General features: G+C 43.4%; 11 protein-coding genes. All 11 read left to right on the forward strand.

What is annotated here, in order from left to right; all coding sequences use genetic code 11:
• Positions 1-83: 83 nt before the first annotated feature.
• The 11 genes from rpsO to rnjB all read left to right on the forward strand — a co-directional run bounded on the left by rpsO (position 84) and on the right by rnjB (position 12,233).
• Positions 84-353 (forward strand): 30S ribosomal protein S15, encoded by a 270-nt coding sequence (gene rpsO / locus NYE43_RS08975; RefSeq protein ID WP_003154182.1) that lies wholly within the window; start codon positions 84-86, stop codon positions 351-353.
• A 173-nt stretch (positions 354-526) separates the two neighbouring features.
• Positions 527-2,644 carry a polyribonucleotide nucleotidyltransferase gene (gene pnp, locus NYE43_RS08980; RefSeq protein WP_341061633.1) on the forward strand — a complete coding sequence of 706 codons (2,118 nt, stop codon included), beginning with the start codon at positions 527-529 and terminating at the stop codon, positions 2,642-2,644.
• Positions 2,645-2,759: 115 nt separating this feature from the next.
• On the forward strand, positions 2,760-3,719 hold the full coding sequence (locus NYE43_RS08985) for a polysaccharide deacetylase family protein (RefSeq protein ID WP_024121435.1): 960 nt from the start codon (positions 2,760-2,762) through the stop codon (positions 3,717-3,719).
• 38 nt (positions 3,720-3,757) lie between these two features.
• Positions 3,758-4,987, forward strand: coding sequence for a M16 family metallopeptidase (locus NYE43_RS08990; RefSeq protein WP_024121436.1), 1,230 nt, complete (start codon positions 3,758-3,760; stop codon positions 4,985-4,987).
• A 78-nt stretch (positions 4,988-5,065) separates the two neighbouring features.
• Positions 5,066-5,323, forward strand: a complete 258-nt coding sequence (locus tag NYE43_RS08995) for a YlmC/YmxH family sporulation protein (protein WP_010334291.1) — start codon at positions 5,066-5,068, stop codon at positions 5,321-5,323.
• 191 nt (positions 5,324-5,514) lie between these two features.
• Positions 5,515-6,408 carry a dipicolinic acid synthetase subunit A gene (gene dpaA / locus NYE43_RS09000; RefSeq protein WP_024121438.1) on the forward strand — a complete coding sequence of 298 codons (894 nt, stop codon included), beginning with the start codon at positions 5,515-5,517 and terminating at the stop codon, positions 6,406-6,408.
• Positions 6,409-6,410: 2 nt separating this feature from the next.
• Complete coding sequence (gene dpaB, locus NYE43_RS09005) at positions 6,411-7,013, forward strand: dipicolinate synthase subunit B (protein WP_101863323.1); 603 nt, start codon at positions 6,411-6,413, stop codon at positions 7,011-7,013.
• 125 nt (positions 7,014-7,138) lie between these two features.
• Positions 7,139-8,179: an aspartate-semialdehyde dehydrogenase gene (asd, locus tag NYE43_RS09010; RefSeq protein WP_024121440.1), complete on the forward strand. Its 1,041-nt coding sequence runs from the start codon at positions 7,139-7,141 to the stop codon at positions 8,177-8,179.
• 91 nt (positions 8,180-8,270) lie between these two features.
• Positions 8,271-9,485, forward strand: a complete 1,215-nt coding sequence (gene dapG / locus NYE43_RS09015; protein ID WP_024121441.1) for an aspartate kinase — start codon at positions 8,271-8,273, stop codon at positions 9,483-9,485.
• A 30-nt stretch (positions 9,486-9,515) separates the two neighbouring features.
• Positions 9,516-10,388 (forward strand): 4-hydroxy-tetrahydrodipicolinate synthase, encoded by an 873-nt coding sequence (gene dapA / locus NYE43_RS09020; RefSeq protein WP_024121442.1) that lies wholly within the window; start codon positions 9,516-9,518, stop codon positions 10,386-10,388.
• Between the two features lie 177 nt (positions 10,389-10,565).
• Complete coding sequence (rnjB, locus tag NYE43_RS09025; RefSeq protein ID WP_101861229.1) at positions 10,566-12,233, forward strand: ribonuclease J2; 1,668 nt, start codon at positions 10,566-10,568, stop codon at positions 12,231-12,233.
• Positions 12,234-12,342: the final 109 nt, after the last annotated feature.

A 12,342-nucleotide genomic window follows, 5' to 3' on the forward strand; every position in this document is an offset into this window, starting at 1 on the left:
TCTTAAAACCTTTGCTTGGCAATCCGAAGTCACCGACGGTTGCTAGGTAACTGGGGCTAAATATTATTTGGAGGTGAAACAGGATGGCAATTACTCAAGAGCGTAAAAACCAACTCATCAGCGAGTTTAAAACACACGAATCTGATACTGGATCTCCAGAAGTTCAGATCGCTATCCTAACTGATTCAATTAACAACTTGAACGAGCATTTACGTACTCACAAGAAAGACCACCATTCACGTCGCGGTCTTCTTAAAATGGTAGGTAAGCGTCGTAATCTTCTTACGTATCTGCGTAATAAAGACGTAACTCGTTACCGTGAGTTAATTAACAAACTAGGCTTACGTCGATAATCGTAAAAAGCGGGAGGATTCCCGCTTTTTTATCGTATAAAAGCGAAAAATTTTTATAATCAATCATTGAAATCCTTTTACATACTACTTTGACATTGATATGTTCAATCCATTTCGTTCATAATAGGAGTAATTGATTATTTCACACAACGAAGAGAGGAGTTCGTAATCGTATGGGACAAGAAAAACATGTCTTTACCATAGATTGGGCCGGAAGAACGCTTACTGTTGAAACCGGCCAGCTTGCCAAACAGGCAAATGGTGCTGTTATGGTTCGCTACGGCGATACAGCAGTACTCAGTACAGCAACCGCTTCAAAAGAACCGAAGCCGCTTGATTTCTTCCCGCTTACTGTAAACTACGAGGAAAGATTGTATGCGGTAGGTAAAATACCTGGCGGGTTTATTAAAAGAGAAGGACGTCCAAGTGAAAAAGCTGTTTTGGCGAGCCGTTTAATCGACCGTCCGATCCGGCCTTTGTTCGCCGATGGATTCCGTAATGAAGTTCAAGTCATCAGCATCGTCATGAGTGTTGATCAAGACTGCTCTTCAGAAATGGCTGCTATGTTCGGTTCATCGCTTGCACTTTCTGTATCAGACATCCCGTTTGAAGGACCGATTGCAGGGGTAACTGTCGGACGCATTGATAATCAATTTGTTATTAACCCGACGGTTGATCAGCTTGAGAAAAGTGATATCAATCTTGTCGTTGCCGGAACTAAAGATGCAATTAACATGGTGGAAGCAGGGGCAGACGAAGTTCCTGAGGAAACGATGCTAGAAGCGATTATGTTCGGCCATGATGAGATTAAACGCCTGATTGCATTCCAAGAAGAAATTGTTGCAGCTGTCGGCAAAGAAAAATCAGAAATTAAGCTTTATGAAATTGATGAAGAGCTGAGTGAAAAAGTAAAGGTTTTAGCAGAGCAAGATCTGCTGAAAGCAATCCAGGTTCATGAAAAGCATGCCCGCGAAGATGCCATTAATGAAGTAAAAAACACAGTTGTGGCAAAATTCGAGGATGATGAGCATGACGAGGAAACAATCAAACAAGTCAAACAGATTTTGTCCAAGCTTGTCAAAAATGAAGTGCGCCGCCTTATTACTGAAGAGAAAGTAAGACCTGACGGCCGCGGAGTCGATCAAATCCGCCCGCTTTCTTCTGAGGTTGGCCTCTTGCCGAGAACACACGGTTCCGGATTGTTCACAAGAGGACAGACCCAAGCTCTCAGCGTTTGTACGTTAGGTGCTCTCGGAGATGTGCAAATCCTTGATGGTTTAGGTGTCGAAGAATCGAAACGGTTTATGCATCATTACAACTTCCCGCAATTCAGCGTCGGGGAAACTGGACCGATGCGCGGACCGGGACGCCGTGAAATTGGACATGGAGCTCTTGGTGAGCGTGCGCTTGAGCCTGTTATTCCGTCTGAAAAAGACTTCCCTTATACTGTCCGTCTTGTATCTGAAGTGCTTGAATCAAACGGTTCTACTTCTCAGGCAAGTATCTGTGCAAGCACACTTGCGATGATGGATGCCGGTGTACCGATTAAAGCACCAGTCGCAGGTATTGCAATGGGACTTGTCAAATCAGGCGAACATTATACTGTTCTGACTGATATTCAAGGTATGGAAGATGCGCTTGGAGACATGGACTTTAAAGTTGCCGGAACTGCAAAGGGCGTAACGGCGCTGCAAATGGACATTAAAATTGAAGGCCTCTCCAGAGAGATTCTTGAAGAAGCGCTTCAGCAGGCGAAAAAAGGAAGAATGGAAATCCTCAACAGTATGCTTGCTACATTAAGCGAATCAAGAAAAGAGCTTTCTCAATATGCGCCTAAGATTTTAACAATGGCTATTAATCCTGATAAAATCCGCGATGTCATCGGACCTAGCGGAAAACAAATCAATAAAATCATCGAAGAGACCGGTGTTAAAATTGATATCGAGCAGGATGGCACAATCTTTATTTCGTCGACAGTTGAAAGCAGCAACCAAAAAGCGAAGAAAATCATCGAAGACCTCGTCAGAGAGGTTGAAGTCGGCCAGCTTTACTTAGGTAAAGTGAAACGAATTGAAAAGTTCGGCGCTTTCGTTGAAATTTTCAGCGGAAAAGACGGTTTGGTGCACATTTCAGAGCTTGCGCTTGAGCGCGTAGGAAAAGTTGAAGATGTTGTCAAAATCGGAGACGAGATTCTTGTGAAGGTTACTGAAATCGATAAGCAAGGACGGGTCAACTTGTCTCGTAAAGCTGTGCTCCGTGAAGAGAAAGAAAAAGAAGAACAAAAATCTTAAATGAAAACATAAAAGGAGCCTGGGAGACCCGGCTTCTTTATTTTGACGCTTTAAAAAGCAAGCGGGTTCTACCTTGTCCTTCTCCTTCATAATGTGAGGTGAGGGGGGACAGAACATGTACAAAAAATTTGTACCGTTTGCCGTTTTTCTATTTCTTTTTTTTGTTTCATTCGAGATGATGAAAAATCCGCACACACTTGATTATATAGGGGCAATGAAACAAGATACGGTGACCGTCTCGGCGTCCAAAGACCCGCTATATGAAGAATTGCTTCAAAAGGCGCCAGATTATGAAGTAAAGCCTCAGAATGCAAGAATAGACAAGGTGTGGAAAAGCATTCCCGGTTACAATGGTTTAAAGGTCAATATTGAAAAATCATATAAAAAAATGAAAAAGCACGGTGAGTTTCGGGAAAACGATTTAGTGTACAGTCAAGTAAAACCAAGCGTTCATCTTGAGTCTCTTCAGCCAGAGCCTATTTACAAAGGGAATCCGGAAAAACCGATGGTGGCTTTTTTAATTAATGTGGCATGGGGAAACGAATATTTGGAAAGAATGCTCCCTGTCCTTCAAAAGCATAACGTGAAGGCTACGTTTTTTCTGGAAGGCAATTGGGTGAAAAACAATGAACAGCTGGCTAAAAAGATTGCGGAAAAAGGACATGAAATCGGAAATCATTCATACAATCATCCGGATATGAGCAAACTGACTACAGGAAGAATTTCCGAACAGCTCGACAAGACGAATGAGCAAATAGAAAAAACGCTCGGCGTCAAGCCGAAATGGTTCGCTCCGCCAAGCGGGAGTTTCAGGAAAGCGGTTGTTGACATTGCAGCTGAGAAACATATGGGAACGGTGATGTGGACGGTTGATACAATCGACTGGCAAAAACCGGCTCCGTCTGCACTTCAAACCCGGGTGTTAAGCAAGATACATAATGGTGCCATGATTTTAATGCATCCGACCGATCCCACGGCGGAAAGTCTTGAAGCGCTGATTACAAAGATAAAAGATAAAGGATATGCGCTTGGAACAGTCACTGAACTAATGGATGAAACAAGACTGTTGAAGTAACAGGGCAGGCAGCTAGTCTTTGAATAGGAGGAACAAATTTGATTAAACGATATACGTGTCAAAATGGTGTAAGAGTTGTGCTTGAAAATAACCCGACAGTCCGTTCTGTCGCGATCGGCGTTTGGATTGGTACAGGCTCGCGGCACGAAACGCCGGAGATAAATGGGATTTCCCACTTTTTGGAGCATATGTTCTTCAAAGGGACGAGCACAAGATCTGCACGTGAGATAGCAGAATCTTTTGATCGTATTGGCGGTCAGGTCAATGCGTTTACCTCAAAGGAATATACCTGCTATTATGCAAAGGTGCTTGATGAGCATGCGAATTACGCACTTGACGTATTAGCAGATATGTTCTTTCATTCAACTTTTGATGAAAACGAGCTGAAAAAAGAAAAAAATGTAGTTTACGAAGAAATAAAAATGTATGAAGACGCGCCCGATGATATTGTTCATGATTTACTGAGCAAAGCCACGTACGGGAATCATTCTTTAGGCTATCCGATTCTAGGCACAGAAGAAACGCTTGATTCCTTTAACGGCGACTCTCTCAGACAGTACATGCATGATTATTATACGCCGGACCGTGTCGTTATTTCTGTAGCGGGTAATATTTCAGAAAGCTTTATAAAAGATGTAGAAAAATGGTTCGGATCATATGAGGCAAAAGGCAAAGCGACAGGTCTACAGAAGCCCGGATTCCATACAGAAAAACTCACAAGAAAAAAAGAAACAGAACAAGCCCATTTATGTCTGGGATTTAAAGGGCTGGAAGTCGGTCATGAAAAGATTTATGATTTGATCGTCCTTAATAATGTGCTCGGAGGCAGCATGAGCAGCCGCCTGTTCCAAGATGTTCGTGAAGATAAAGGGCTCGCTTATTCTGTTTACAGCTATCACAGCTCATATGAGGACAGCGGCATGCTCACCATTTATGGCGGAACAGGTGCAAATCAGCTTCAGCAGCTGTCAGAAACCATTCAAGAAACCCTTGCAACATTAAAGCGCGACGGCATAACGCCGAAAGAGCTGGAAAACAGTAAGGAGCAAATGAAGGGAAGCTTGATGCTGAGCTTAGAAAGCACGAACAGCAAAATGAGCCGAAATGGTAAAAATGAACTGCTGCTCGGAAAACACAAAACATTAGACGAAATTATTAATGAATTAAATGCTGTAAACTTAGAACGTGTCAACGGTCTTGCCAGACAAATGTTTACGAATGACTATTCTCTGGCTCTTATCAGCCCCTCTGGCAATATGCCGTCATAAATCTGAAATGCCTGCCCTGAAACGGAGCAGGCATTTTTTTATCCTTTTGATCATACATAGTACAAGGGGGTGACAGAGATGCGGCTCAGTGAATTATCCGGGAAGGAAATTGTCGACATCAAAAGAGCTGAACGGCTGGGAGTACTGGGTCAGACCGATTTAGAAATCAATGAACAGGATGGTCAGATCACAGCGCTCCTCATTCCGACAGTCAAATGGTTTGGTTTGAGAAAACACGGTCAAGACATTCGTGTCCCCTGGAATCATATTCAAAAGATCGGATCAGATATGATCATTTTAGATGTCCCTGAGGAAATTTCTCCTCACCAAGAGTAACTATAGAAAAGGCCCAACTCTGCAGGTTATGGGCTTTCATGAAAACATCCAAACATCGGCTGAGTCAGCCGATGTTTTTTTGTGTGAAAAAAGCGTATGTTTTAATTCACCGCTATTTCCTTTTGATCATAAGATGAAGGGGAGCTTAACAGCTAGGGATCCAGTATATACAAAGAAGGTGAACGTTTAACATGTTAACCGGATTGAAAATTGCAGTTATCGGCGGTGACGCAAGACAGCTCGAAATTATTAGAAAGCTCACTGAACAGCAGACTGACATCTATCTCGTCGGTTTTGACCAATTGGATCACGGTTTTACTGGAGCTGTAAAATGTAACATTGATGAAATTCCTTATCAGCAAATAGACAGTATCATTCTTCCTGTGTCAGCGACAACAGGAGAAGGTGTCGTATCAACCGTATTTTCAAATGAAGAAGTTGTTTTAAAACAGGAGCACCTTGACCAAACGCCTGCACACTGTGTCATTTTCTCAGGGATTTCTAACGCCTATTTAGAAAACATTGCAGCTCAAGCAAATAGAAAACTTGTTAAGCTGTTTGAGCGGGATGACATTGCGATATACAATTCTATTCCGACAGTAGAAGGAACCATCATGCTGGCCATTCAGCACACAGATTATACGATACACGGATCTCAGGTGGCGGTTCTCGGGCTGGGACGCACCGGAATGACGATCGCCCGTACATTTGCCGCGCTTGGAGCGAATGTAAAGGTCGGGGCAAGAAGTTCAGCGCATCTGGCGCGCATCACCGAAATGGGGCTCGTTCCGTTTCACACTGATGAACTCAAAGAGCATGTCAAAGATATAGATATTTGTATTAATACCATACCGAGCATGATTTTGAATCAAACTGTGCTTTCTCGCATGACACCGAAAACCTTAATATTGGATCTGGCTTCACGACCCGGCGGAACCGATTTTAAATATGCTGAAAAACAAGGGATCAAGGCACTCCTTGCCCCAGGTTTGCCGGGGATTGTCGCTCCTAAAACAGCAGGGCAGATCCTCGCCAATGTCTTGAGCAAGCTTTTGGCTGAACTACATGCTGAGGAGGGGAAATAAGAATGTCGTCACTAAAAGGGAAAAGAATCGGATTTGGACTGACCGGCTCGCATTGCACATATGAAGCGGTGTTTCCGCAAATTGAGACGCTAGTCAATGAAGGAGCGGAAGTCCGGCCGATTGTCACATTTACTGTAAAATCGACTGATACACGCTTTGGAGAAGGAGCGGAATGGGTTAAAAAGATTGAAGACCTTACCGGATATGAGGCAATTGATTCAATTGTAAAGGCTGAACCCCTCGGGCCAAAGCTTCCGCTGGACTGCATGGTAATTGCGCCTTTAACCGGAAATTCGATGAGCAAGCTCGCCAACGCCATGACAGACAGCCCTGTACTGATGGCTGCAAAAGCAACAATTAGAAACAATCGGCCGGTCGTTCTCGGTATATCAACAAATGACGCTCTCGGTTTAAACGGCACAAACCTAATGAGGCTCATGTCTACCAAAAATATCTTCTTTATTCCATTTGGGCAAGACGATCCCTTCAAAAAACCGAATTCAATGGTTGCCAAAATGGATCTGCTTCCTCAAACCGTTGAAAAGGCGCTGATGCATCAGCAGCTTCAGCCAATTCTCGTTGATAATTATCAGGGAAATGACTAAATATACAGAAAATCTTTCCCAAACAAAAAATTTCGGTCATCACCCGCATATTCTATGGTAAAATAAAACGTAAAATTATAGTCAAATCAATTCAATGAAGCTGATTGGCGGAAGGAGTTTTACAGATGGGAAGAGGTTTACACGTAGCTGTTGTCGGAGCGACAGGAGCTGTAGGACAACAAATGCTTAAAACACTTGAAGACAGAAATTTTGAAATGGACACACTTACATTGCTATCTTCAAAACGCTCTGCGGGTACCCAAGTCACATTTAAAGGCCAAGAGCTGACTGTACAGGAAGCTTCTCCTGAAAGCTTTGAAGGGGTAAATATTGCTTTGTTCAGCGCCGGCGGAAGCGTATCACAGGCATTGGCACCCGAAGCTGTAAAACGCGGCGCTATTGTTATAGATAATACAAGTGCGTTCCGTATGGACGAAAATACACCGCTTGTTGTGCCTGAAGTTAACGAGGCAGACTTGCACGAACACAACGGCATTATTGCCAACCCTAACTGCTCTACAATTCAAATGGTGGCTGCGCTGGAACCGATCCGCAAAGCTTACGGCTTAAACAAAGTTATCGTATCAACTTACCAAGCGGTATCAGGAGCGGGAAATGAAGCTGTAAAAGAGCTGTACAGCCAAACAGAGGCGATTTTGAACAACGAAGAAATCAAACCAGAGATTATGCCTGTAAAAGGGGATAAAAAACACTATCAAATCGCTTTCAATGCGATTCCGCAAATTGATAAATTCCAAGATAACGGCTATACGTTTGAGGAAATGAAAATGATAAATGAAACAAAAAAAATCATGCACATGCCTGAGCTTCAAGTAGCGGCTACATGTGTGAGACTTCCGATTGAAACCGGCCATTCAGAGTCCGTTTACATCGAGGTAGACCGAGATGACGCTACTGTGGAAGATATTAAAAATCTATTAAAAGAAGCTCCTGGCATTACACTTCAGGACGACCCGAGCCAGCAGCTTTATCCGATGCCTGCCGATGCAGTCGGCAAAAACGATGTGTTTGTAGGCCGCATCCGCAAAGACTTGGACAGAGCAAACGGTTTTCATTTATGGGTAGTTTCTGATAACCTATTAAAAGGCGCGGCATGGAACTCTGTTCAAATTGCAGAAAGCCTGAAAAAACTAAACCTCGTATAAAAGAAAGAATTTCCCAAAGACGAATAGAAGAGAGTAAGGCGCAAATAGCCTGCTCTCTTCTGTTACGTCCGAATAATTTGGAGTGAAAACAGTGAAGATAATTGTTCAGAAGTTTGGCGGGACATCTGTAAAAGATGACAAAGGCCGTAAACTGGCTTTAGAGCACATTAAAGAAGCAATCAGTGAAGGATATAAGGTTGTCGTTGTCGTTTCCGCGATGGGCCGGAAGGGTGATCCGTACGCAACAGACTCTCTGTTGGGACTGCTTTACGGCGACCAGTCTGCGATTTCCCCGAGAGAGCAGGATCTGCTTTTATCATGCGGAGAGACGATTTCTTCTGTCGTCTTTACGAGCATGCTGCTGGATAACGGTGTAAAAGCATCTGCGCTGACAGGGGCTCAGGCTGGGTTCTTAACGAATGATCAGCATACAAATGCGAAAATCCTTGAAATGAAACCGGAGCGTTTATTCAGTGTGCTTGCGAATCATGACGCAGTAGTCGTCGCAGGATTCCAAGGCGCTACTGAAAAGGGCGATACAACAACGATCGGAAGAGGGGGCAGCGATACGTCTGCAGCTGCACTTGGGGCGGCAATTGACGCTGAATACATCGATATTTTCACAGATGTTGAAGGTGTGATGACTGCTGATCCGAGAGTAGTGGAAAACGCGAAACCGCTTCCTGTGGTAACATATACAGAAATCTGCAACCTGGCGTACCAGGGAGCGAAAGTGATTCATCCGCGAGCTGTGGAGATTGCGATGCAGGCTAAGGTTCCGATTCGCGTCCGCTCAACATATTCCAAAGATAAAGGCACATTGGTGACATCACATCATTCTTCCAATGTCGGCAGTGATGTTTTTGAACGGCTGATTACCGGAATTGCCCATGTCAAAGATGTCACACAGTTCAAAGTGCCTTCAAAAATCGGTCAGTATAACGTTCAGACTGAAGTTTTTAAAGCGATGGCGAGTGCAGGAATCAGCGTTGATTTCTTTAACATTACACCTAGTGAAATCGTTTATACGGTGGCTGGGAACAAGACGGAAACAGCTCAGCGCATCTTAATGGATATGGGTTATGACCCGATGGTGACGAAAAACTGTGCAAAAGTTTCGGCGGTCGGTGCCGGTATCATGGGCGTCCCGGGTGTAACGTCTAAAATTGTGACAGCTCTATCAGAGAAAGAGATTCCTATTCTGCAGTCGGCGGACAGCCACACGACCATCTGGGTGCTTGTACATGAAGAGGACATGGTTCCTGCTGTAAACGCTTTGCATGAAGTGTTTGAACTTTCTAAGTAAATGTGATTGAATCATGATGAGGTGAAAAAAATGAATTTCGGAAATGTGTCTACAGCTATGATTACACCTTTTGACAATAAAGGGAATGTAGACTTTCAAAAATTGTCTACACTGATTGATTACTTGTTGAAAAACGGAACAGATTCTTTAGTAGTAGCGGGAACAACAGGAGAATCACCAACCCTTTCAACAGAAGAAAAAATAGCACTATTTGAATATACGGTCAAAGAAGTGAACGGCCGGGTGCCTGTCATTGCGGGTACTGGCAGCAACAATACGAAAGATTCCATTAAGCTGACCAAAAAAGCTGAGGAAGCAGGCGTAGATGCGGTGATGCTTGTTACGCCGTATTATAATAAACCTTCACAAGAAGGAATGTATCAGCATTTTAAAGCTGTTGCTTCTGAAACATCTCTTCCGGTTATGCTGTACAATGTGCCGGGGCGCACCGTTGCTTCTCTTGCTCCTGAGACGACAATCCGGTTGGCGGCGGATATTCCGAATGTTGTTGCGATTAAAGAAGCGAGCGGAGATCTCGAAGCGATTACAAAAATTGTTGCGGAAACGCCTGAAGATTTCTCCGTTTATTCTGGGGATGACGCCTTGACGCTTCCTGTTCTGTCAGTAGGAGGAAGAGGTGTCGTTTCAGTCGCAAGCCATATAGTAGGCTCTGATATGCAGCAAATGATCAAAAATTATACAAATGGGCAAACAGCTAACGCGGCACTGATTCACCAGAAACTGCTGCCGATTATGAAGGAACTGTTTAAAGCGCCTAACCCGGCTCCTGTGAAAACAGCTCTTCAGCTGAAAGGCCTTGATGTCGGTTCAGTGCGTCTTCCTCTCATCCCATTAAACGAAGATGAACGTCTGAGCTTAAGCAGCGCGATCAGCGAACTGTAAGAAAAATTTCATACAGTGAAACAAACGCGGTCATTCTCATTCCACCTGAGTTTGACCGTTTCTTATACATATTGGTTTTCCCTAAACCTTCTGCTTTATCTTGTTTTCTAAATTTACTTTCAGTTATAATAGGAACAAGTGATGATGGACGGGTATGAGACTAGGAGGATATAGATTTTGAAAAAGAAAAATACAGAAAACGTTAGAATTATCGCCCTTGGCGGTGTCGGAGAAATTGGGAAGAACCTTTATGTCATCGAAATTGATTCAGACATATTTGTCGTTGATGCCGGCCTTATGCATCCAGAAAACGAAATGCTCGGTATTGATGTGGTGATTCCTGACATATCATATTTGATTGAACGATCTGACCGCGTTAAGGCTATCTTTTTAACACATGGGCATGATGAGAATATCGGCGGCGTTTTTTACTTATTAAACAAGCTTTCTGTTCCTGTATACGGAACAAAGCTAACGCTTGCACTATTAAGAGAAAAATTAAAACAATACGGACATAACCGAAAAGCTGATTTAAGAGAAATTCACTCAAAATCTGTCATTACATTTGAATCAACAAAGGTATCATTCTTTAATACGATCCACAGTATCCCTGATTCAGTAGGCGTCAGTTTAAAAACATCACTTGGATCTATTGTATGCACGGGAGACTTCAAATTTGACCAAACACCCGCACTTAATCAATCGTGCGACATTGGCGAGATTGCCAAAATCGGCAACAGCGGCGTACTTGCTCTGCTTTCTGACAGTGCTAATGCAGAACGTCCGGGTTACACCCCTTCGGAAGCTGCTGTCAGCGGAGAGATTTCGGACGCACTGTACAATTCAGAGAACCGGGTAATCATTGCGGTTTTCGCATCCAATATTAACCGAATTCAGCAAGTCATTCATGCAGCGGCTCAAAATGGCAGAAAGATTGCCATTGCCGGAAAAAACCTTCAATCGATCCTTCAGCTTGCAAGAAAGCTTGGATATATTGAAGCAGATGATGAACTGTTTATTTCAATTCAGGACGTCAAAAAATATCCGAAGCGCGAAGTAGCGATTGTAACTGCCGGCAGCCATGGTGAACCATTGGCAGCTCTGACAAGAATGGCAAACAAAGCTCACAAGCAGCTGAATATCGAAGAAGGGGATACAGTTGTCATTGCATCCACTCCGATCCCTGGGCAGGAACTTATTTATTCTAAAACAGTTGATTTGCTTGCCAGAGCCGGCGCACAAGTCATTTTTGCCCAAAAGCGTGTGCATGTATCTGGACACGGCTCACAGGAAGAGTTAAAGCTGATGATCAATCTGCTTAAACCAAAATATTTAATTCCTGTAAACGGCGAATACAGAATGCAAAAGGCTCATTCGAAAATCGCTGAAGATATCGGCATGAAGCGCAGTGATATCTTCTTAATTGAAAAAGGAGACGTTGTCGAGTTTCGCGGCCAAAACGTAAAGATCGGTGATAAAGTGCCATACGGCAATATTTTAATCGACGGTTTAGGTGTAGGCGACATCGGAAATATTGTGCTGAGAGACCGCCGCTTACTTTCACAAGACGGCATACTGATTGTTGTCATTACACTTGATAAACAAAAGAAACATCTTGTATCAGGTCCTGAGATTATCACACGCGGTTTTGTTTATGTAAGAGAGTCTGAAGGCCTTATCGTACAGGCTACGGAGCTTGTACGCTCTATCGTGACAGAAGCAACTGAAACATCAAACGTTGAATGGTCAACACTTAAGCAGGCAATGCGAGATGCTTTGAACCAATTCCTATATGAAAAAACAAAACGTAAACCGATGATCATCCCAATTATTATGGAAGTCTAATGTAAACGTAAGACCGGACCTGTTCCGGTCTTTATTTTTTTACCTGTTAAGCCGGGATTGAATTGAAGATCTTTGTTCATAATACAAAGAGAAACTCGGAAAGGGTGAA

It is taken from the genome of Bacillus sp. FSL R5-0434 (genome assembly GCF_038004745.1).
Classification (GTDB): Bacteria; Bacillota; Bacilli; order Bacillales; family Bacillaceae; genus Bacillus; species Bacillus halotolerans.